This is a genomic window from Mesorhizobium sp. NZP2298 (assembly GCF_013170825.1).
In the GTDB taxonomy this organism is placed as follows: Bacteria; Pseudomonadota; Alphaproteobacteria; order Rhizobiales; family Rhizobiaceae; genus Mesorhizobium.
Window position 1 is genome coordinate 2,768,913 of the sequence record NZ_CP033365.1, and the last position, 19,881, is coordinate 2,788,793.

The 19,881-nt window shown below is 63.3% G+C and carries 20 protein-coding genes; 3 read left to right on the forward strand and 17 right to left on the reverse strand.

Annotated elements, in window-relative coordinates; genetic code table 11:
- The first annotated feature begins 38 nt into the window (after positions 1 to 38).
- Positions 39 to 1,508, forward strand: coding sequence for a M81 family metallopeptidase (locus EB231_RS13380; RefSeq protein WP_172349215.1), 1,470 nt, complete (start codon positions 39 to 41; stop codon positions 1,506 to 1,508).
- Here the strand turns inward: EB231_RS13380 and EB231_RS13385 are convergent.
- The 6 genes from EB231_RS13385 to EB231_RS13410 all read right to left on the reverse strand — a co-directional run bounded on the left by EB231_RS13385 (position 1,505) and on the right by EB231_RS13410 (position 7,765).
- Positions 1,505 to 2,515 carry an ABC transporter ATP-binding protein gene (locus EB231_RS13385; protein WP_172349216.1) on the reverse strand — a complete coding sequence of 337 codons (1,011 nt, stop codon included), beginning with the start codon at positions 2,513 to 2,515 and terminating at the stop codon, positions 1,505 to 1,507. The two genes, EB231_RS13380 and EB231_RS13385, sit on opposite strands and share 4 nt — an antisense overlap.
- Positions 2,512 to 3,507: an ABC transporter ATP-binding protein gene (locus tag EB231_RS13390; protein ID WP_172349217.1), complete on the reverse strand. Its 996-nt coding sequence runs from the start codon at positions 3,505 to 3,507 to the stop codon at positions 2,512 to 2,514. Before EB231_RS13390 ends, EB231_RS13385 begins: the two co-directional genes overlap by 4 nt.
- Positions 3,504 to 4,388, reverse strand: a complete 885-nt coding sequence (gene ddpC / locus EB231_RS13395) for a D,D-dipeptide ABC transporter permease (RefSeq protein WP_056570738.1) — start codon at positions 4,386 to 4,388, stop codon at positions 3,504 to 3,506. The genes EB231_RS13390 and ddpC overlap by 4 nt, the downstream gene beginning before the upstream one ends.
- On the reverse strand, positions 4,388 to 5,404 hold the full coding sequence (locus EB231_RS13400; protein ID WP_172349218.1) for an ABC transporter permease: 1,017 nt from the start codon (positions 5,402 to 5,404) through the stop codon (positions 4,388 to 4,390). The genes ddpC and EB231_RS13400 overlap by 1 nt, the downstream gene beginning before the upstream one ends.
- 17 nt (positions 5,405 to 5,421) lie before the next feature.
- Entirely contained in the window at positions 5,422 to 6,969 is a 1,548-nt protein-coding gene (locus EB231_RS13405; RefSeq protein WP_172349219.1) for an ABC transporter substrate-binding protein, read from the reverse strand.
- Between the two features lie 127 nt (positions 6,970 to 7,096).
- The gene (locus tag EB231_RS13410) at positions 7,097 to 7,765 is read right to left on the reverse strand and encodes a helix-turn-helix domain-containing protein (RefSeq protein WP_172349220.1); all 669 of its coding nucleotides are present in this window, start codon (positions 7,763 to 7,765) and stop codon (positions 7,097 to 7,099) included.
- 144 nt (positions 7,766 to 7,909) lie between these two features.
- Between EB231_RS13410 and EB231_RS13415 the strand changes: the two genes are divergently transcribed.
- Both EB231_RS13415 and EB231_RS13420 read left to right on the forward strand, forming a co-directional pair.
- Positions 7,910 to 9,046, forward strand: a complete 1,137-nt coding sequence (locus EB231_RS13415) for an NAD(P)/FAD-dependent oxidoreductase (RefSeq protein ID WP_172349221.1) — start codon at positions 7,910 to 7,912, stop codon at positions 9,044 to 9,046.
- 18 nt (positions 9,047 to 9,064) lie between these two features.
- On the forward strand, positions 9,065 to 10,063 hold the full coding sequence (locus EB231_RS13420) for a D-cysteine desulfhydrase (RefSeq protein WP_172349222.1): 999 nt from the start codon (positions 9,065 to 9,067) through the stop codon (positions 10,061 to 10,063).
- Between the two features lie 37 nt (positions 10,064 to 10,100).
- Here EB231_RS13420 and EB231_RS13425 read toward each other — a convergent pair whose 3' ends face one another.
- From EB231_RS13425 to EB231_RS13475, 11 genes are all read right to left on the reverse strand, one after another.
- Positions 10,101 to 10,520: a hypothetical protein gene (locus EB231_RS13425; protein ID WP_172349223.1), complete on the reverse strand. Its 420-nt coding sequence runs from the start codon at positions 10,518 to 10,520 to the stop codon at positions 10,101 to 10,103.
- Positions 10,521 to 10,761: 241 nt separating this feature from the next.
- The gene (locus tag EB231_RS13430) at positions 10,762 to 11,556 is read right to left on the reverse strand and encodes an SDR family oxidoreductase (RefSeq protein ID WP_172349224.1); all 795 of its coding nucleotides are present in this window, start codon (positions 11,554 to 11,556) and stop codon (positions 10,762 to 10,764) included.
- Positions 11,557 to 11,558: 2 nt separating this feature from the next.
- Positions 11,559 to 12,446 (reverse strand): 3-hydroxy-5-phosphonooxypentane-2,4-dione thiolase, encoded by an 888-nt coding sequence (gene lsrF / locus EB231_RS13435; RefSeq protein WP_140774305.1) that lies wholly within the window; start codon positions 12,444 to 12,446, stop codon positions 11,559 to 11,561.
- A 30-nt stretch (positions 12,447 to 12,476) separates the two neighbouring features.
- Positions 12,477 to 13,112: a dihydroxyacetone kinase subunit DhaL gene (gene dhaL / locus EB231_RS13440; protein WP_172349225.1), complete on the reverse strand. Its 636-nt coding sequence runs from the start codon at positions 13,110 to 13,112 to the stop codon at positions 12,477 to 12,479.
- A gap of 5 nt (positions 13,113 to 13,117) precedes the next feature.
- Positions 13,118 to 14,071, reverse strand: coding sequence for a dihydroxyacetone kinase subunit DhaK (locus tag EB231_RS13445; RefSeq protein WP_056570756.1), 954 nt, complete (start codon positions 14,069 to 14,071; stop codon positions 13,118 to 13,120).
- Between the two features lie 43 nt (positions 14,072 to 14,114).
- Positions 14,115 to 14,318, reverse strand: a complete 204-nt coding sequence (locus EB231_RS13450) for a hypothetical protein (protein ID WP_172349226.1) — start codon at positions 14,316 to 14,318, stop codon at positions 14,115 to 14,117.
- Positions 14,318 to 15,424, reverse strand: a complete 1,107-nt coding sequence (locus EB231_RS13455; protein WP_172349227.1) for an ABC transporter ATP-binding protein — start codon at positions 15,422 to 15,424, stop codon at positions 14,318 to 14,320. The genes EB231_RS13450 and EB231_RS13455 overlap by 1 nt, the downstream gene beginning before the upstream one ends.
- Positions 15,421 to 16,509 (reverse strand): ABC transporter ATP-binding protein, encoded by a 1,089-nt coding sequence (locus EB231_RS13460; RefSeq protein WP_172349228.1) that lies wholly within the window; start codon positions 16,507 to 16,509, stop codon positions 15,421 to 15,423. Before EB231_RS13460 ends, EB231_RS13455 begins: the two co-directional genes overlap by 4 nt.
- Positions 16,509 to 17,459 carry a carbohydrate ABC transporter permease gene (locus tag EB231_RS13465; protein WP_172349229.1) on the reverse strand — a complete coding sequence of 317 codons (951 nt, stop codon included), beginning with the start codon at positions 17,457 to 17,459 and terminating at the stop codon, positions 16,509 to 16,511. The genes EB231_RS13460 and EB231_RS13465 overlap by 1 nt, the downstream gene beginning before the upstream one ends.
- Before the next feature lie 3 nt (positions 17,460 to 17,462).
- The gene (locus tag EB231_RS13470) at positions 17,463 to 18,335 is read right to left on the reverse strand and encodes a carbohydrate ABC transporter permease (RefSeq protein ID WP_172349230.1); all 873 of its coding nucleotides are present in this window, start codon (positions 18,333 to 18,335) and stop codon (positions 17,463 to 17,465) included.
- 103 nt (positions 18,336 to 18,438) lie between these two features.
- A complete protein-coding gene (locus EB231_RS13475) occupies positions 18,439 to 19,848 on the reverse strand; it encodes an ABC transporter substrate-binding protein (protein ID WP_172349231.1) in 1,410 nt (469 codons plus the stop codon).
- Positions 19,849 to 19,881: the final 33 nt, after the last annotated feature.

Below are 19,881 nucleotides of genomic sequence, written 5' to 3' on the forward strand. Positions count from 1 at the left end.
GATTTTTCTTAAACGAAAGACGAGTTGAGGGCGAAAGAATGCGCATTTTCATAGCGGGCATGGACACCGAGACCAACACCTTCGCGCCCATCCCGACCGGCTACCACAGTTTCGAGGAAATGGGCATCGCGCGGGGCGACGCCACCTCGAAGGCATTGAACGAGCCGTCCTGCCAGCTGTTCGTGTGGCGTCAGCGCGGCGAAGCCGACGGCCACGAGATCGTGGAAAGCCTGTGCGTTTGCGCCGAGCCCGGAGGTATAACCATCCGCAATGTCTACGAGCAGTTCCGCGACGAGATCCTCGACGAGCTCAAGGCGGCCATGCCGGTGGACTGCGTGCTTCTGGCGCTGCATGGCGCTTTCGTCGCGGAAGGCTATGACGATACCGAGGGTGACCTTCTCGCGCATGTCAGAGCTATCGTCGGCCCCGACATCCCGATCGGGGCAGAGCTCGATCTGCACTGCCACACAACCCAGAAGATGGTCGATAGCGCCACCGCTATCGTCGCCTACAAGGAATATCCGCACACCGACATCATGGACCGTGCCGGCGAGCTCTACCGCATTATCGTCGACACGGTGGAGGGCAAGGTCAGGCCGGTGATGGCGCTTTACGACTGCCGCATGATCAGCACCTTCCGGGTGCAGGAGCAGCCGATGCGCGGCTTCGTTGACGGCATGACTGCCGCCGAAGCCGAGCCAGGCATATTGTCAGTGTCGCTTGGACATGGCTTTCCGCATGGTGATGTCGAGGATGTCGGAGCCCGCATGCTGGTCGTCACCGACAATGACAAGTCGCTTGCCGAGCGGACCGCCGAAAGGTTCGGCAAGCAGCTTTTCGCATTGCGCAACGACCTGATCCCGAAATTCCTGGGCATCGACGAGGCGCTCGACATCGCGCTCGCCGAGCCGCATGGGCCGGTCGTCATCGCGGATGTTTCGGACAATGCCGGCGGCGGCGCACCGGGGGACTCCACCTACATCCTGCGCCGGCTGATCGAGCGCGGCATCGGGAACGTGGCCAGCGCCATGTACTGGGACCCGATCGCCTATCGCTTCTGCGTCGAGGCAGGGATCGGCGGTACCATAAACCTGCGGGTCGGCGGCAAGTGCGGCGTGTTCTCGGGTATGCCTGTCGACCTGCGCGTTACAGTAAAAGGCCTCGGCCGCGAGCTGACGCAGCTGTTCGGCACCATGCCGTGGCCGCTCGGGGATGCGGCGTGGGTCACCACCGACGGCGGCATTGACCTGATCATCAACACGGTACGCACGCAGGTCTTCCATCCCGACTGCATGACCGCGCTCGGTCTCAATCCAAGCGAGCGACGCATCGTCATCGTCAAATCCAACTACCATTTCCAGGCTGGTTTCGCGCCGATCGCCAAGCGCATCCTGTTCTGCGCCCCGCCCGGTGCGACGCAGCCCAACTTCGCCGCGATACCCTACACAAAGCTCAAGACGCCCTATTGGCCGAGAGTGGAAGACCCATTCGCGGCCGACGCGGCTTAAGCAATCGCATCATTCGGGGAGGAAAACGCCGGTCGCTGCGCCGTGCGCGGTAGCGCCGCGTCGTTTGCGCGCGTGACCAGATGACAGCGGACTGTTCGCAATCCGTCGGCGGGTACCAGAACCTGCGGCAGTTCGCAGCCAGTCGTCGCGGAAGGGCAGCGCTCCCGGAAGAAGCAGCCGGTCGGCAGCGTCCGGTTGCTCGGCAATTCGCCGGCGCGCGGTGCGATCGAGTTCAATGGACGATCGAAACTCGGAACGGCATCGAGGAGCGTCCTGGTATAGGGATGCCTGGGAGCGTCAAGCACGTCGAGCGTCGGGCCTTCTTCGACGATCTGGCCGAGATACATGACGGCGACACGATCGGCCACGTGGCGCACCAGCGACACGTCATGCGAGATGAGCACATAGGATAGTTTGCGCTCCGCCTGCAGCGACAGCAGCAGATTGACGATCTGCGCCTGCACCGACACGTCCAGCGCCGAGGTCGGCTCATCGAGGACCAGCAGCGCCGGTTCGACGGCGAGTGCCCTGGCAATCGCGATGCGCTGGCGCTGGCCGCCCGAGAACTCGTGTGGATAGCGATCGACATGCTCCGGCCGCAAGCCGACCGAGACGGCCAGTTCGGTTGCCCGCTCGATCAGTTGCTTGCGGGTGTAGCCGCCACGAATGTGCAGAGGCTCGGTGATCAGGCGCCAGACCGGAAGACGCGGATCGAGCGACGATTGGGGGTCCTGGAAGATGATCTGCAGCTGGGTGCGCCGTGCGCGGTCCCGTTCGGTTCCCCTGAGTTTGATCGCGCCCGCGGAAATGTCGGTCAGGCCGAGGATAGCCTGTCCGAGCGTGGTCTTTCCGCAACCGGATTCCCCGACAATGCCGATCGTCTCGCCTTCGGCGACGCTGAACGACACGCCGTTGACGGCATGGACGTCGGCGCCACCGAACCAGCCCGAGGTGACGCGGTAGCGGACTTCCAGGTTCTCGACGGAGAGGAGCGGAGGCTCGGTCACGCGGCTTGCGTCTCCTCGATACGGCGCCAGCAGGCGGCGCGGCGGTCCGGCTCCATGGCAGCCAGCGGCGGCACCGAGACGCAACGATCATCCGCCTCGCGGCAGCGCGCTCGAAAGAGGCAGCCGGCAGGCGGATCAAGCAGGTCGGGCAAGGTACCGGGAATCTGTTCCAGCGGCTGCTTGGGTGGTGCCAGCCCCGGCAGACAGCGTATCAAGGCGCGCGTGTAGGGATGGGCTGGCGCCGCCAGCACCGACGCGGTCCTTCCGGCTTCCGCGACCCGTCCCGCGTAAAGCACGTAGAGCCGGTCGCAAAGCTGCGACACCACGGCCATGTCATGCGATATGAAAACGACGGCCGTTCCCGTGCTCATCGCCTTGTGTTTGATGAGGCCCAGGATCAGCGCCTGCACCGTCACATCGAGTGCCGTCGTCGGCTCGTCGGCGATGATGAGCTTGGGTTCGCAGGAGAAGGCCATGGCAATCAGCACGCGCTGCCGCATGCCTCCGGAAAGCTCGAACGGGTAGGCCTGCATGATCCGCTCCGGCTCGCTGATCAGCATGTCGCGCAGCAGGCCAGAGGCCTTGCTCGTCGCTGCCGCGTTGTCGAGACGCTGGTGACGGCGGATGACCTCGACGATCTGCTCGCCGATCCGTCGGGTCGGGTTGAGGGCGTTCATCGGTTCCTGGAAGATGGTCGACACCAGCCGCCCGCGCACATGCTGGAGTTCGCGCTCGCTGAGCTTCATCGGATCGCTGCCGAACAGGCGGATGCCGCCGCCGGTAACGTGCGCGCTCCCTTTGGGCAGAAGCCGCGTCGCCGCCATCATGGTCACCGATTTGCCGCACCCGGATTCTCCCACGATGCCGACGATCTCGCCGGCACGGACATTGAGGCTGACCCCGTTCAGCGCCTTGATCGGCCCGCGATAGGTGCGGAACTCGAGCGAAAGGTCGGTGATTTCGAGCAGGACATCGCCGGAGGGTTCGGTCATCGGCCACCCAGCCTCGGATCGAGCATGTCGCGCAATCCGTCACCCAGCAGGTTGAAACCCATCGCGCTGATCAGAATGGCCAGGCCGGGAAAGGTGACATACCACCACTGGTCGAGGAAATAGTTGCGCCCGCTCGACACCATGGAGCCCCATTCAGACGTCGGCGGCTGGGCGCCGAGGCCGATGAAGCTCAAGGCCGCGGCCGTCAGGATGGTGCCGCCGAGATCCAGCGTTGCCTGAACGATGATGGGTGACAGGGCGTTGGGCAGTATGTGCCAGCGCAGCATATAGGCAGGCGAAGCCCCGAAGCTGCGCGATGCCTTCACATAGGTGCGGTTTCGCAGCGACAGCGTCTGCCCACGCGCCAGCCGCACATAGGCGGGCACCCGCACCACGGCGACGGCCAGCATGGCGTTGAACAGGCTCGGTCCCAACGCGGCGGCCAGCGCCATGGCGAGGATGAGTGCCGGCAGCGCCAGGAAGACATCCATCAGCCGCATGATCGCGGTATCGACGATGCCGCCGACAACGCCGGACAGGCAGCCGATGATCGAGCCGATAACTGTCGAGATGATGACGATGGCAAAGGCGATGCCGCAGGACGCGCGCGCGCCGAACAGGACCCGCGAGAACAGATCACGCCCAACCTCATCGGTGCCGAAGAGGTGCTGCAGGCTGGGCGCGGCAAGTCTTGCCGAAAGTGAGATCTTGTCGGGCGGGTAGGGCGCCAGCAGGGGCGCGGCCATGATCACAAACAGCACCAGCAGCGCGATCGCCGCGCCGACCAGAGTGAGGGGGCTTCCCTTCACGCGATACCACAACCGTCCCATGCGAAGCCGCGATGCCGGCCGGGGCGATGTGGCGATGCCATCCGCCGCCATCAGCCGAGTTCCCTGATCTGTGGGTCGAGCACCATGTAGGTCAGATCGACCGCGAGATTGATCAGCACGTATCCCAGCGAAGCGACAATGGTGAAGCCCATGATCGCGGGAAAATCCAGCGTCTGGATCGATGACACCACATAACTCCCCATGCCAGGCCACGCGAAAATCGTTTCGGTCAGCACCGCGCCGTAGAGCAGATCGCCGAAGGCGAGGCCAAGCAGCGTCACCGACGGGATCAGGGCATTGGGCAAGGCGTGCCGCAGGATGACCGCCGACCGCGACAAACCATTCGCACGCGCGGTGCGCACATAATCCTCCTGCAGGACGTCCAGCATCGAGCCCCGGATCTGGCGCGTGATGATGCCGAGATTGGCGAAGGCGAGGACAAAGGCCGGCAGGATGAGGTGATAGAGCGACGACCAGAAGGCCTTGAGGTCGCCGGCGACAAGCGAGTCGACCAGGAAGAAGCCGGTGATGCGCGGCGGCGCGGCGATGCCAAGCGTGATGCGGCCGCTGCCCGGCAGGATCGGTATCTTGACATAGAACAGGAGGATGAGCGCCAGCCCGAACCAGAATACCGGCATTGAAATGCCGGCGACCGACACGACGCGCGCTGCCTGGTCTACTGGTCCGTCCTTGTAGATTGCCGAAAGCACGCCGAGCGGCACGCCAATCATGATCGCCATCACCAGCGCGGCGATGCCGAGCTCAAGCGTGGCGGGCAGGAACAGGGCAATATCGCCGGCCACCGGGCGGCGCGTCCGCAAGGACTGGCCGAGATCGCCCGACAGGAGCTGCTTGACGTAGATGACAAACTGCTGGGTAACGGGTTTGTCCAGCCCGAGCTCCTGGCGCACATGCGCCAATGTCTGGGCCGAAGCCTTGTCCCCGGCGATCAGCTGCGCCGGATCGCCGGGGATCAAATGCGAAATCGTGAAGGTGATGATCGCGACACCAGCCACCACGAACACCAGCAAGACGAGGCGCCGAAGGATCGTTGAAATTAGCGACATACCTTCGGCGCCGATTTCTATTCGGACTTGGACATATCGGCGATGTTGTAGACCTGGATCAGCATCGGATTGTAGACGTACCCCTTCACCGAGGATCGCATGGCGAAGATGTCGTTCTTCTGGAACAGAAGGACGTATGGTGCATCCTCGTTGGTGATTTTCTGCGCGTCGATATAGAGCTGTTCACGCTTCTTCTGGTCGACGGTCGCCAGCGCCTGGGTGATCAAATCGGTCACTTTCGGGTTTTCATAGAAGGCCCGGTTGCCGGGAGCCCCCATCTTGGTCGGGTCGAACCAGATGTTCATGAACATGAACGGATCGGCGAAATCGGGCGTCCAGGCGCCAGTCGCGATGTCGTAGTCGCCCTTGGCGACCAGCTCGCGCTTGGTCGTGTCGGCGACATTCTTCATATCCATCGTGACGCCGATTTCGGCGAGCGAAGCCTGCAGCGCAAGACCCACCGGCTCCCAGGCGGAGTCAGCCTGCGAATAGGTGAAGCTGATGTGCAGATTGGAAACACCGGCGTCGGCTAGCAGCTGCTTGGCCTTCTCCAGATCGTAGGTGTACTGCATGCCCTGCGGGTCATGGCCCCACATGCCGTCCGGAACAGCCCCGCGCATCTGTTCGGCCTGGCCCTGCATGACGCCATCGACCAGCCCCTTGTAGTCGGCTGCATAGGAGATGGCCTGACGGACCTTCGGATTGTCGAACGGCGCTTTCTTGTTGTTCAGATACAGATAGACGACATAGAGGCTGGGATTGCTCTCGATGACCACCCCCGCGCTCGATTTCATGGCCTCGGCCTGGTCGACCGGAACCTGGTCGATCAGGTCGGCGTCTCCGTTCTCCAGTTGCAAGCGACGCGATGACATCTCGCGTACGATCTTGAAGATGACCTGCTTGAAAGCCGGCTTCTTGCCGGCATAGTGGGGATTGGGATCGAGCGTGATCTGCTGGTTGCGCTCCCAGGCCGAGATCTTGAAAGCGCCGCTGCCGGCGGTGTGCTCGGCGAGCCAGGCTTTCGCGTCGTCGCCGTTGACCGCGTGCTCTTGCGCCTTCGGATTGATGATCGACCCGGCCGAAGTGGCGAGCGCCGACAGGAACGGTGCGAATGGCGCCGATAGTTCGAACTTCACGGTCTGCGGGTCGACAATGACGACGTCCTTGACGGTCGGGAACATGTCGCCCGGGCCAGCCGCCAGCTTTTTTACGCGGTCGAATGAATATTTGACCGCGGCGGCATCGACCGGCGAACCATCGTCGAACATGTGTCCCGACGCCAGCTTGAATGTCCAGCTGAGGTTGTCGGGGGCCGTGGTCCAGCTCTCGGCAAGCTCGGGAATGACCTCGGTCTTGGCGCCGTCGTATTTCACCAGACGCTCGTAGGCCGGAAAGATCAGCGTATAGCCGTTGTTGGAAACCTCGACGCCGGGGTCGGCCGTGGGCGGATCCTCGGCCTTGTCGATAACCAGGACATCCTTGTCGGTGGCCCAGCTCGGTCCCGCAAAGGTCAAGGCTGTCAAAGCGGCAAATGCCGCAAAAGTCGGCAGGCGACGTAACAACATGATGCGCTCCCCTCGAGCTTGTGTTTTGCATCTCTCACGGGATCACCGAGGGATGCCTTTCGCACACGCTAACACCCGCATTTCGGATGGCAAGCCGATTTTTCTGATAGGAAAGCGATTTTTCTAATTAGCCAAGTGTCATTTCAGCTTCGACAGTCTCGCGCTCGTCATGAGGGCGCACGCTCTTGGCGCCGCTGATGAGGGTCTGCTCCGACTGGCCGGATGCCGACGTGCACACGCACAGGATCCGGGCCGGCGTGTCGCCGACGCTGACATAGGCGTGCCCCATTGTGCTTTCGAAGTAGACCGACTCTCCCGTTTTCAGCCTCAGCGTTTCGTACACGTCGGTGTGCAGCTCGACTTCGCCTTCGAGAACATAGGTGAACTCCTGGCCGGGATGACGGATGAGCTCGCCGAACGTTTCGATGCTTTGCTGGGTGATTGCCCCCAGCATGGGAATCATTTCCTTGCGCGACAGCTCGGTGCATAGAAAGCGATAGACGTAGTTGGGGGTCTCGACGATCCGCCCGTCCTCAAGCCGGCTGACGGCACGCGCGCCGTGCGCAATGGGAGAGACGCTGGCCTTTCTCACGCCGAAGAGCTCGGTTATGTCGACCTTGAGCCCTTGGGCAAGCTGCAGCAGCTTGTCATAGGTCAGCGACATCTGGTTGTTCTCGACCTTCGACAGGGTGGAGATGGCGAGCCCCGACATCTGGGCGACCTGCGTCAGTGTCCAGCCCCGCTCCCGGCGCAGCAGTTTGAGGCATTCTCCCAGACTTGGCTTCGAATCGCTCATGGCGGACCCTTCTTACATTGGCCGCAGTCTAGGGTTGAGACCGAACAAAGTCGACTCGCAAGCGACGCCGCCTTTATCATAGGAAAGATGTTTGACCGATCGGAAATATTCTGCTTGGCTGCCGGCGCTTGCGCGAGGGAGGCTATGCAGGACGTTCTTATCATCGGCGGCGGCATGGCTGGCGCTTCGGCGGCGTTCTTTCTTGCGCCCGGTCGACAGGTGACCGTGCTTGAAGCCGAAGCCCATTGCGGCATGCACACAACGGGACGGTCCGCCGCTCTCTTCATCGAGGGTTACGGAAATGCCGCTATCCGCGCGTTTACGCGCGCCAGCCGGCAGTTCTTCCTTGAGCCGCCGTCCGGCTTCTGCGACGTCCCCTTGCTGACACCTCGCGGCACCATGTTGATCGGCACGACCGCGCAGAGGCCCAGGCTGGAGGCGCTGTTTGCCGAGAGGGTCGCGGAATCGGCAACAGCCATGGAATGGCTCGACCACGACGCGTGCCGATCGGTCATTCCAATCCTGCGACCTGACTACGAGGCGAGTGCGTTCCTGGACCGTTCGGCGATGGACATTGATGTCGACGCTCTTCACCAGGGCTTCCTGCGGGGCGCACGCCGTCAGGGCGCGCGGGTCGCAACCAATGCTCGGGTCGAGGCGATCGAGCGGGTCGGTGGCAAATGGATTGTAACGACCACGGCCGGTGTCTTCGAGGCGCCCACCCTTGTCGACGCGGCGGGTGCATGGGCGGACCAGGTGGCCGCGATGGCAGGAGCCACGCCGCTTGGCCTGGTCCCGAAGCGACGAACGGCAATGCTGGTCGAAACGCCACCCGGCATCAACGCCAGGGACTGGCCGGGCGTGATCGATGTCGACGAGATGTTCTATTTCAAGCCATCCTCGGGAATGCTGTTGCTTTCACCTGCCGACGAGACGCCGAGCGAACCGTGCGATGCACAGGCCGAAGAGATCGATATCGCCATCGCGGTCGATCGCGTTCAACAGGCCGCCGCGCTGCCGGTAACGCATGTTTCACGCAGTTGGGCGGGGCTGCGGTCGTTCTTTGCGGACAAGACGCCGGCGGTTGGTTGGGACACCCGTGTCGAGGGCTTCTTCTGGCTGGCCGGGCAAGGCGGCTACGGCATCCAGACCGGACCCGCGCTCGGCCAACTGACCGCGGCGCTCGTGACCGGTAGCGACCTGCCAATGCCATTTCCTGGCGAAGGCGCTGATCCCAGCCTATTGTCGCCGGCCCGCTTTCATGCACCACGACCGCACTGAATGACTGTTGAGGCGCCCATGTTGCCGGATACGATCCCTCGATCACGCTTCTGTCACACGCCCACGCCGCTTGAGCCGATGACTGCGCTGTCGCGCCACCTTGGCGGACCCAACCTCTTCGTCAAGCGCGACGACTGCACGGGTATGGCGCTCGGCGGCAACAAAACGCGCAAGCTCGAATTTCTCGTTGCCGAGGCCATGGCTTCTGGTGCCGACACATTGGTGACGGCTGGCGGCGTACAGTCAAACCATTGCCGTCAGACCGCGGCGGTCGCGGCGCGACATGGATTGCGCTGCGAACTGGTTCTGTCGCGCAACGTCGCGCGCAACACGCCGGGCTACGACCGCACCGGAAATGTTCTGCTCGACCGGATGTTCGGGGCTGAACTGCATTTCGTCTCCGGCGATTCAATCCCCGCGATCGAACTTGAACGTGTTGCCGAGGACATCCGTGAGCGCGGCGGAAGGCCTTTTGTCATGCCAATCGGCGGCTCGACCGCGACCGGAGCGCTTGGCTATGTCGGCTGCGCCGAGGAGCTTGTTCGACAAAGCAGCGACAGCAGCTTGACGGTCGACGCGATCGTCCACTGTACCGGCAGCGGTGCCACGCAAGCCGGCCTTCTCGTTGGCCTCGCCGTCCTGGGGCATCAGACGCCCGTGGTCGGCATCAGCTCTGCGGAACCGAGCGATGTGATCGAGGCGCGCGTGCACGAATTGTGCGGCGAGACGGCCACCAAGCTCGGAGCTTCCGCCGCGATAAAGCGAGAGCAGGTGGAAGTTCTCGACGGGTATGTGGGACCAGGCTATGGGCTGCCGACCGAAGCCATGCGCGAAGCCATGGACCTGTGCGCAAGGCTTGAGGCGCTGCTCCTCGATCCGGTCTACACCGGCAAGGCCATGGCCGGCCTGATCGATCTCGTGAGAACGGGACGCTTCTGTGCGGATCAGAACGTGGTCTTCGTTCATACGGGTGGCGTGCCCGGCCTGTTTGCCTACGAAGATGTGCTGAGCCCGTGACCGGCCGGGAGTTCGTTGCCTCGCCTGGGCTGCGACGTTAAGATGTCTCGTTGCCGCCGAAAGAGGCCGCACCGTCGCGGTCGATGCGGCCAGCCTTGGCAAGCTCGGCAAGCAGCTTGGTCGCCGCCTCGAGGTAGCTGGCGCTTATCTGCTCGGCCATCGGCAGCGCGCACCAGGCGCTGAGTTCGGCGATCAGAGCGTAGCTGCCTCCGTCGACTGGCGCTGAAGCAAGTCCTCCGTCCCTGTCCATGACGACCGCGACGACGCCGTCCGCCCCGTAGCCGATTGCCGCGATCCGTTGAATGCTGGGATCGCCGTCGACGCGAACGTCGAACAACACGCAGCCGGCCGTCTTCTGCGCAATGTCGCCCACACGATCGGAGAACGGGCGATTCAAACCCCCAGTATCGGCCAGCGACTGCTCAAGTAAAACGAGATCAACGTACTGCGCCCCCATCCGCGTGACTATGGACGCGTTCGTGCAATCGGCAATCCCTCCCTTCAGCCTTTCACACAAGAAAACATCATGGGACCCGGCCGCGCCAGCAAGCTTGTCAACACCGCTGCAACTGCCAGTACTCCACGACTATCGCTCCGTTGGAAAGCAGTGTCGCCTCCACGGCCTTGTCGTGCCAATCCCCTATCGTCGCTCAGAGCCTCCGACCCTGGCAATGCGCCTGGCTGTTCGAAGCTGCAAGCTATCGCAGTGATGTCGCCATGACGCCGCCGTCGACAGTGAGGACGGCCGCGTTGACCTTGTCCATCTGAGCCAGATGCAGGAATGCGTTGGCAATATCGCTTGCCGTTACCTCCACTCCGAGCAGGTTGCCGGCCATGTATTCGTGCGGGGTCATCCCGCGCGCGCTGGCACGCTCAACGATCATCTGTTCGGTCATCAGGCCGGAGCGGATGCGCCCCGCATTGATGCCATTGGCGCGGATCCCCTCGCGGCCATGGTCGACCGCATATTGCTTCATCAAGGCCAGCGTCGCGGCCTTGGGTATGCCGTACGGACCGAAATCCTTTCCCGGATTGACGGACTGGTTGGAGATGTTGAACAGGATCGCGCCGCCCCTGCCTTGGCGTCGAAAGATCTGTATCGCCGCCTGGCAGGCGTTCTGGTGGCCGAAGAAGTTCAATTCGAAGCTTCGCCGCAACTCCTCCATCGGCAGGTCGCCGATCGCGCCTTGCTGGGCGGAGCCGGCGTTGGAGACGAGGATATCAAGGCCACCCAGCTCATCCGCCGCCAGTTCGAGCACGCGCTTCACCGACGCCGCATCCGTCACGTCGCACCGGTATGGCCGGCAGCCATATTCGGCGGCGAGCGACCCGAGTGCGGCGTCGTTGATGTCCAGCGTCGCGACAGCGGCACCCGCCTGGGCAAAGACGCGCGCAATCTCGCGGCCTATTCCGCTCGCCGCGCCGGTTACAGCCACGACCTTGCCCTGCATCGGCTTGAGGGCCACGTCGCGTGATACCTCGTCGAGGGTCATCGTCAAGCTGCCTCTGCCGTTTCCAGGTCGCGGAACATGGCATAGGCCTTGTCCGCCTTCTCACCGCGATGAACGATGGCGGCGAGCGCCTTGAGCATGGCGACGGGGTTCGATGACTGGAAGACGTTGCGGCCCATGTCCACGCCGGCCGCGCCCTGGTCGATCGCCAGCCACGCCATCTGAAGCGCCTCGCGCTCCGGCAGCTTCTTGCCGCCGGCAATCACAATCGGCACCGGACAGCCAAGCACGATGCGCTCGAAGCCCTCGTCGACATAGTAGGATTTCACGAACTGAGCTCCGAGCTCAGCCGCGATGCGCGTCGCCAGGCCGAAATAGCGGGCATCGCGCACCATGTCCTTGCCGACGCCGGTAACCGCCATCGTGGGAATGCCATAGCGTGTGCCGGTGTCGATGAGTTTGACGACGTTGGAAATGGATTTGTGCTCGTATTCGGCACCAACATAGACCTGGGCGGCCATGGCCACCGCGCCGAGGCGGATCGCATCGTCGATGTCGACCGCCACCAGTTCGTTGGACAGTTCCGTCAGAATCGAATTGCCGCCCGAGCAACGCAGCACCACGGGCTTGTTGACTTCCGGCTGTATCGTGGCGCGCAAGCCGCCGCGCGTGCACATCAGCACATCGGCGTGCTGGGCAAGCGGCGCGATCGTCAGGTCCATCCGCTCAAGGCCAGTCGTCGGACCCTGGAAATAGCCATGGTCGAAGGCGAGCATGACTGTCCTGCCACTGTCGGGATTGAAAATGCGCGACAGCCTCGCCTTCATGCCCCAGTCGTGATGCGCCGCTCCCTTGAGGTAGAAGCGGCTGGTGTCGGCGGGACGGTCCCGGCCCCAGTCCTTGCCGTCCTTGATGTCGTCGAGATCAGCCATGTCGAAGTCCTTTTCCCGTAACCGGCAGGGTCAAGCCCTGGCCGTGAAGTCCTGCATTGCCTTTAGAATGAGCGAAACCGAGATCGCGCCTGGATCCGGGTAGCCAATGCTGCGCTCGCCAACCGAGCGCGCCTTTCCCGTCGTCGCTATCATTGCCTTGCTGGCCTCGACCCCATCCAGCGCGCCCTGGGTGGCGGCCGCCGTCGCGGCGGCGAGGCCCTTGCCAACGGCGGCGCGCGCGGCGCGCGCGGCCGGGGCAAGCGCGTCGACCATGGTCTTCTGGCCCTCGGTCACGCCGCCGCGCTTCAGCACCGCCGCAAGGCCCTCTTCCAACGCTGTCGCGAACGAGGCGTCATCGATGACATCGGATGCCGCGAAGGCCTTGGAGCCGGCGCGAAACAGCGTGCCGAACACAGCACCCGCCGCACCGCCGGTATTGGACAGGATGGCGGTGCCGACCGCCTTATAAGCGGCTTCGGCGCTCTCGGCGGCGCCGGCGTCGAGCGCCTCGAGCGCGGCCTCGAAGCCGCGGCGCATGCCGACGCCATGGTCGCCATCGCCGATGGTCAGATCGGCCTCGGTCAGCACGTCGGTCTGGTCGATCAGGGATTGCGCGACGGAGCGCATCATCTCGCGCGCAGCGTTGGCATCGAGCGTTTCGATCATCGCCGTTACATCCTTGAATAGCCGAGCGATTCCGCCGGCATGTCGAGATAGTGTTTCAACTCGTCGTCGAGCTTCATCAGCGTCACCGAGAAACCGGCCATTTCCTGCACGGTCAGCCATGTGCCGACATCGGTGCGGTGGACCGAGATGCCTTCGCGCTCCAGGATCGCACGAATGCGGCGGTTGACGATCAGCATCTCCATCATAGTGGTGGCGCCGAGATTGTTGATCATCAAGGCAACCTCGTCGCCCCTGGCGAACGGCAGATCGGCGAGGATCTTGTCCATGAGCTCGTCGGCGATCGCATCGGCCGATTTCAGCTTCTGGCGCGCGATGCCGGCTTCGCCATGGGCTCCCATGCCGACCTCGATCTCGTCGTCCCCGAGTTCGAAGGTCAGCTTGCCGGTCTCCGGGATCGATCCCGCTGAGACCGCCACGCCCATGCTGCGCACCCAACCCTGTGCCTTGCGCGCGACGCGTTCGACTTCGTCCAGCGTGTCAAGCTCGCTGGCCGCGCCGCCCGCCACCTTGATCATGTAGATGTCGCCCGCGATGCCGCGGCGGTCGTGCATCCGTTCCGGCGGCGCGGCCGCGACATCGTCGCAGACGCGCACGGTGCGGACCTCGATGCCGTCGTCCTCGAGCAGTTCCACGGCCATGTCGAAGTTCATGTTGTCGCCGGCATAGTTGCCGTAGAGAAACAGTACGCCCTTGCCGCGATGCACCGCCTTGGCCGCGGCCGCGATCACATCGGGCGAGGGCGCGGCAAAGACGTTGCCGCAGGCGGCGCCGTCACCCATGTTCTTGCCGACGAAGCCATGGAAAAGCGGCTCATGGCCGGAGCCTCCGCCGATGAGCAGCGCCACCTTGCCGTCCGGGATGTCCTTGCGGATCAGCGCCGGCTTGCCGTCGAGCTTGTAGACACGGCCGTCATTGGCAAGCGCCAGCCCCTCGATCATTTCTGGTACGACGCGCTTGACGTCGTTAAGGATTTTCTTCGGATTAGCCACGGTCTTCCTCCTCGGTTTCCGGCCGCCCGTCGGGCACGTGATCCAGGATCATGAAAAGCACAACCCCGGCAAGCAGCACCGGGAAACCGATGACGAAAAGCCTGTGCGTGAAGGGCTGGCAGAGCATGGCGAAGCCGCCAAGGATCAGCACGCTCGCCAGGCGATAAAACCATTTCTTGCTAAGCAACGGACCCATCAGCGGGAACCCTCCGCCTGCGAGATGCGGCGTCCGCCGGCTGCGTCGAACAGGAAGCCGCGGCCTTCCGGAATGCGGAATGAACAGGCATCGCCCTGCGTGAAGCGCATCGAGAGCGGAACGACCTTGCGGAATGAGCCACCTGATGTGTCGACCTGGATGGCGCGCTCGAAGCCGCGATTGTCCACGGCATAGATCGTGCCCGTGCTGGCGCCGGCGGCATCGGCGGAGCCGACCTCGATGTCCTCAGGCCAGACACCCAGCAGCACCTTGCCGCTCCCGCTGGCGACCGTGCCGAACTCGCCGATCGGGATGCGCTGCCGTGCACCCTTGACGATGACATGGCCGTCCTCGATGCCGGCCTCGAAGAAGGCCATCGAAGGGCTGCCGACCAATCGGCCGACGACGACGTTGGCCGGGAGCCGGTATATGTCCTCTATCGTGCCCGCCTGCTGGATGACGCCGCCGTCGATGATGCCGATCCGGTCGGCGATGGCGATGGCGCCATGATAGTCGTGCGTGGCGTAGAGCATCGTCGAGCGATGCTGGCGGTGGATCTGGCGCAGTTCCGCGCGCAGGCCCTCGCGCAATTTGAGATCGAGCGCCGACAGCGGCTCATCGAGCAGGAACATCACCGGGCGGCGTACAAGCGCGCGGGCGATGGCGACACGTTGACGTTCGCCGCCCGACAGCGTGTCCACGTCGCGATCGAGCAGATGAGAAATGCGCAGCAGTTCCGCGGTGCGGCCGACGCGAAGGCTGATTTCGCCTTCGGATTCGCGGAACGCCGGCGAGCGCAACGCAAAGGCAATGTTGTCCTTTACGTCGAGCACCGGCAGAAGGTTGAAGCCCTCGAACACGATGGCGATGTCGCGGCTGCCCGGGTCGGAGTCGGTCACATCGCGCCCGGCAAGGTCGACGCGCCCGGCATCGAGATCGATCAGGCCGGCGGAGGCGAGCAGCGTCGAGCTCTTGCCGGCTCCGGTCGGTCCGAGGAGCGCGAATATCTCGTTGTCGTTGACGGTGAGGTCAAGGTTGCGAAGAGCCGTCTTTCCGCGATAGGACTTCTTCAGTCCCTTCAGTTGGAGCATTGGCCTGGGGGTCATGCCGCGACCTCCGCGTCGACACGCCGGCCGGTGGCGGCATCGAAAAACAGCAGGCCATCGGGATCGAAATGCACGCGCATCACGGAGCCCGATGGCGACCGGCGCTTGTCGACACCCTGGTGGATCGTGTCGCCGATGCGGAACGAGAAGAAGCGTTCGCGGCCGATGGAAAAGACATCGTCCACCGCGATCGCGACGCCGGAGGCCGGATCGTCGGTCAGGTGCACGTTTAGCGGGCGCACGCCGAGCTTCAACGGCCGCTTCGACGACAGCGCCCAGTCGGGAAGCCGGTCGCGCGCCGCGGTCAGCGTGACGTCGCTGTCGCCCAGCCGCAGGCCGCCCTCGACAGGCGCGAGGTCGATGAGGTTCATCGATGGCGAGCCGATGAACTGGCCGGCGAAGATGTCGACCGGTTCGAAGAACATGCGGTCAGGGTTCGAGACCTGGACGATGCGGCTGTTGTTCATGAGCACGATGCGGTCGGCGAGCGACATGGCCTCGCGCTGGTCGTGCGTGACATAGATCGTGGTGACGCCGAGCTGGCGCTGCAGATGCCCGAGCTCCCAGCGCATTTCCTCACGAAACTGCTCGTCGATCGCCGACAGCGGCTCGTCGAGCAGCAGGACGGCCGGATCGCGGATGACGGCACGCGCAAGCGCCACTTTCTGCCTTGCGCCGGGCGGCAGCGCGCCGGGATAGCGGGCAAGCTCGTCGCCGAGCTTGAAGATGTCGGTGACCCAGTCGAGCTTGCGCGCGATCTCGGCCCTCGCGACGCCACGCGCCTTCAGCGGAAAGACGATGTTTTCCTTGATGCTGAGATGCGGGTAGAGCGATACGAACTGGAACACCATGGGGATGTTGCGCTCGCTGGCGCTCAGATCGTTGACGGCCGTACCGTCGAACAGGACGTCGCCGCTGGTCGCCTTCACCAGGCCCGCAATGCAGCGCAGGGTCGTCGTCTTGCCGCAGCCTGAAGGCCCGAGATAGACGACGAACTCGCCGTTCTTCACGGTCAGGCTGACGTCGTCCACCGCCTTGAAGGCGCCGAACTGGATGCTCAGGTTCCTGAGAGTGATCTCGGCCATCAGTACTTCTCGCCCATCTTGGTCAGGTGCCGGACAAGGATCATCGACAGTCCGATAATGATGACCAGAAGAATGACCGCGAGCGCCGACGCTTCCCCGGTGTAGAAATAGCTGAATGCCGTCTTGGCCACCGAGAAGGATACAGTCTCCGTGCTCGATCCGGGACCGCCGCCCGTCAGCGCGACGAAAAGGTCGTACTGCTTGAAGCTGTCGATCAGGCGCAGGATCAGCGCGATGAACAGCACAGGCGCCGACATCGGCAGCGTGATGCGGAAGAAGCGATAGGCGGGGCTGGCGCCATCCACCTCGGCCGCCTCGTAGATGGTCTCGGGGATACCGCGGAAGGCAGCGGTCGCCAGAAGCACGATGAAGGGCGTCCACATCCAGGTGTCGGCGGCTGCCGCCGCCCAGAGCGCCGGGCTGGTCTGGCCGAGCCAGTCGACCTTGCTGAAGCCGACCGACGACACCAGGAAATTGATGACGCCCCACTCCGAATTCAGCATGTAGCGCCACAGGAAGCCCACCACGACCGGGGACAGCATCATCGGCATCATCAGCATGGTGAAGATGACGTCGCGGCCGCGGAAATTCTTCTGCATCTGGTAGCCGACGAAAATGCCGATCAGCATCTGCAGCGTGACGCAGATGAACACGAACTTGCCGGTGAATATGAAGCGGTCCCAGAGATCGGGATCCGAAAGCAGGAACTTGTAGTTGTTGAAGCCGACCGGCTTCATCGTGCCTTGGCGCAAGGCCGAGAAATTGAAGAAGGAATAATAGATCAGCGAGAAGATCGGATAGGCGACCATGAATATCAGGATCGCCAGCGTCGGCGACAGGAAGCCGAAGATCATCATGCGGCCAGAGGAGCGCTTGCGCAGTTGGGTCTGCCGCGCCGCGTGGGCGGCGGCCTGCGTTTCGGGTGCAAGAGGCGGGTTGGTGGCAGTCATGGTCTACCTCCTTCCCAGCACGCCGAAGGTCATCCCCATCAGCAGATGTTTGCGGATGAGATAAAAGAAGATCAGCACGGGAATGATGAGGACGACGCCGGCCGCGCATATCTGCGTCCACTCGATGCCGGTTGCGCCGGAAGCGGCCGAAATCTTGACGGGCAGGGTCTTGGCCTGGGTGGTCGTCAGAATGGATGCGAAGGCGAACTCGTTCCAGGCGAAGATGAAGCAGAAGCCGGCGGTGGCGGCGATGCCGCCCTTCACCATTGGCAGCACCAGTTTGAGGAATGCGTACATGCGTGTGTAACCGTTGACGATGGCGATCTGCTCGACCTCCTTCGGCACGCCGTCGAAGAAACCCTTCATGATCCAGGTGGCCAGACCGACATTGGCGAAGATCGAGACGAGGACCAGACCGATACGCGTGTCGGCGAGCCCGAGCCGCGCGAACATCAGATGATAGAAGACGAGAACGGCGACCGGCGGCAGCATGCGGGTCGACAGGACGAAGAACATGAAGTCGCCCTTGCCGACGAAATTGAAGCGCGAGCAGACATAGCCGGCCAGCGTCCCGAAGAAGACGGCGAGGGACGTGCCGGCGACAGAGACGATGATGCTGTTGATCAACGAGTCGAGGACCCCGACCGCCGAAGCGCTGTCCTTGGCCGCACCGATGCCGAAGACTGCCTGGTAGCCGCTGAAGTCCGGCGTGAAGAAGAGTTTCGGCGGCATGGTGAAGAAATCCATGCGGCTCTTGAACGAAGACAAAAGCAGCCAGAAGATCGGGCCGACATTGTAGACCGTGTAGATGGCGAGCAATCCCAGCACCAGCCATCTGCCGGCGAGGTCCATCGTCGATGTCTTGGAATGCGTCATGACGACCTGTCTTTGAGCCGGCGCGGTGCGGGCTCTGCTGCCTGGGACGGGGATGAGAAAGGGCACGCGGAAGACGCTCCGCGTGCCCTTCGGGTCAAGGCGGTTATTCGACGGGAACGACCGCGTCGACGCCTACCGGCGATATGACCTCGTCCGGCACTTCCGGGGTCTTGTCGCCACGCTTGATTTCGTATCCGGCGCGTTGGAGCGTGCGCTCGTTCTTTTCCGCGGCGTCCGAAAGGGCCTGCTGCACCGTCTTGGCGCCGGTGGCGGCGTTTGAGATCTCCTGCTGCAACTCGTCGAGCAGCACCGGATATTCAGGCAGGTGCCAATAGTCGTTCAGATATTGCAACGCGGTGGAGAACTGCCGGTTGTAGGAATTCAACCCCTGCCAATCCGGGCTTTCCAGCACCTGCTTCAGGCCGGTCTGGCAGACGGCGGCATAGCGCTTCTGCTGCTCGGGCTGAAAATACCATTCCATGAACTTGGTCAGCTCGGGCAGTTTCTTGGAGTATTTGTTGATGCCCATGCCCTGGCCGCCGACCGAGAACTGGCGACGGAACTTCTTGTCGCGGCCGATGGCGCCCGGCAGAACCCCAAATGCGATCTTGTCGGCGAATTTGCTGACCTTGGGATCGACATTGGACCCGTTGAAATAGAACCACTGCATCGCCATGGCGACCTGGCCTTGCTGGATCGCGGTGTTGACCTCGTCGAAGCCCCAGTTGGTCGATCCGGGCGGACCATACTTGAACATATCGACATAGGCCTGCACCCCATCCACCGAAGCCGGCGAGTCGAGATAGCCCTTCACTTCCATCGTTTCCGGATTGTAGAGCTCGCCGCCGAACGACCAGAGGAAGGAGTTGGAAGCCGTGGTCGCGAAGTCGTAGTCGCGGCCGCCCATCTGGCCCCAGCCATAGAGCCCCTGGTCGGGACGCGTGAAGAACTCGGCCACCTGCTTGGCGTCCTGATAGGTCTGCGGCACCACCAGGTCCCTGCCGTACTTGGCCTTGAAGGCTTCCTTCTCCTTGGGATCCTCGAACAGGTCCTTGCGGTAGGTCAGGCCATAGGCATCCTGGTTGGCCGGCAGCCCGAAGAACTGCCCGGAGCCATCCGGATACTCGCCATAACGCGAGAGCGAAGCCGCCGGGAAGATGTCGGCCTTCAGGTAGGTCGACTTTTCGAAGATGTCGTTGAGCTTGACGGCATGCTGGGCGAACTCGGCGGTGGACTGGCTGTCCCACATTGCGAAGTCGAAAGCGTCGCCCTGGATGGCGAATTCGGACGCGATCTTGTCGTGCCACTGCGGGCCATAGGGGACAAGCGCGGGCACGATCCTTACCGATTTGTCCGGATAATCCTTGGCGATGGTCGTCAGCGCGTCGGCGCAAGTGCCTGCGTGCCAGACGAAAGTCAGATCGGTGGCGCGGGCAGAACCCGCGGTTGCAGCGAGCGCGGCTGCAAGCGCTGCGGCTGACGTCAACAGACGCGTGCGCATGGCCATGTTCATGTTCTCCTCCACTTGTCAGTTCAAGGGGGCAAT

Coding starts and splice junctions, on each gene's coding strand:
- EB231_RS13380 (WP_172349215.1), top strand. CDS start 39: ATGCGCATTTTCATAGCGGGCATGGACACCGAGACCAACACCTTCGCG.
- EB231_RS13390 (WP_172349217.1), bottom strand. CDS start 3,507: ATGACCGAACCCTCCGGCGATGTCCTGCTCGAAATCACCGACCTTTCG.
- ddpC (WP_056570738.1), bottom strand. CDS start 4,388: ATGGCGGCGGATGGCATCGCCACATCGCCCCGGCCGGCATCGCGGCTT.
- EB231_RS13400 (WP_172349218.1), bottom strand. CDS start 5,404: ATGTCGCTAATTTCAACGATCCTTCGGCGCCTCGTCTTGCTGGTGTTC.
- EB231_RS13405 (WP_172349219.1), bottom strand. CDS start 6,969: ATGTTGTTACGTCGCCTGCCGACTTTTGCGGCATTTGCCGCTTTGACA.
- EB231_RS13410 (WP_172349220.1), bottom strand. CDS start 7,765: ATGAGCGATTCGAAGCCAAGTCTGGGAGAATGCCTCAAACTGCTGCGC.
- EB231_RS13415 (WP_172349221.1), top strand. CDS start 7,910: ATGCAGGACGTTCTTATCATCGGCGGCGGCATGGCTGGCGCTTCGGCG.
- EB231_RS13420 (WP_172349222.1), top strand. CDS start 9,065: ATGTTGCCGGATACGATCCCTCGATCACGCTTCTGTCACACGCCCACG.
- EB231_RS13425 (WP_172349223.1), bottom strand. CDS start 10,520: ATGGGGGCGCAGTACGTTGATCTCGTTTTACTTGAGCAGTCGCTGGCC.
- EB231_RS13430 (WP_172349224.1), bottom strand. CDS start 11,556: ATGACCCTCGACGAGGTATCACGCGACGTGGCCCTCAAGCCGATGCAG.
- lsrF (WP_140774305.1), bottom strand. CDS start 12,446: ATGGCTGATCTCGACGACATCAAGGACGGCAAGGACTGGGGCCGGGAC.
- dhaL (WP_172349225.1), bottom strand. CDS start 13,112: ATGATCGAAACGCTCGATGCCAACGCTGCGCGCGAGATGATGCGCTCC.
- EB231_RS13445 (WP_056570756.1), bottom strand. CDS start 14,071: ATGATCGAGGGGCTGGCGCTTGCCAATGACGGCCGTGTCTACAAGCTC.
- EB231_RS13450 (WP_172349226.1), bottom strand. CDS start 14,318: ATGGGTCCGTTGCTTAGCAAGAAATGGTTTTATCGCCTGGCGAGCGTG.
- EB231_RS13455 (WP_172349227.1), bottom strand. CDS start 15,424: ATGACCCCCAGGCCAATGCTCCAACTGAAGGGACTGAAGAAGTCCTAT.
- EB231_RS13460 (WP_172349228.1), bottom strand. CDS start 16,509: ATGGCCGAGATCACTCTCAGGAACCTGAGCATCCAGTTCGGCGCCTTC.
- EB231_RS13465 (WP_172349229.1), bottom strand. CDS start 17,459: ATGACTGCCACCAACCCGCCTCTTGCACCCGAAACGCAGGCCGCCGCC.
- EB231_RS13470 (WP_172349230.1), bottom strand. CDS start 18,335: ATGACGCATTCCAAGACATCGACGATGGACCTCGCCGGCAGATGGCTG.
- EB231_RS13475 (WP_172349231.1), bottom strand. CDS start 19,848: ATGAACATGGCCATGCGCACGCGTCTGTTGACGTCAGCCGCAGCGCTT.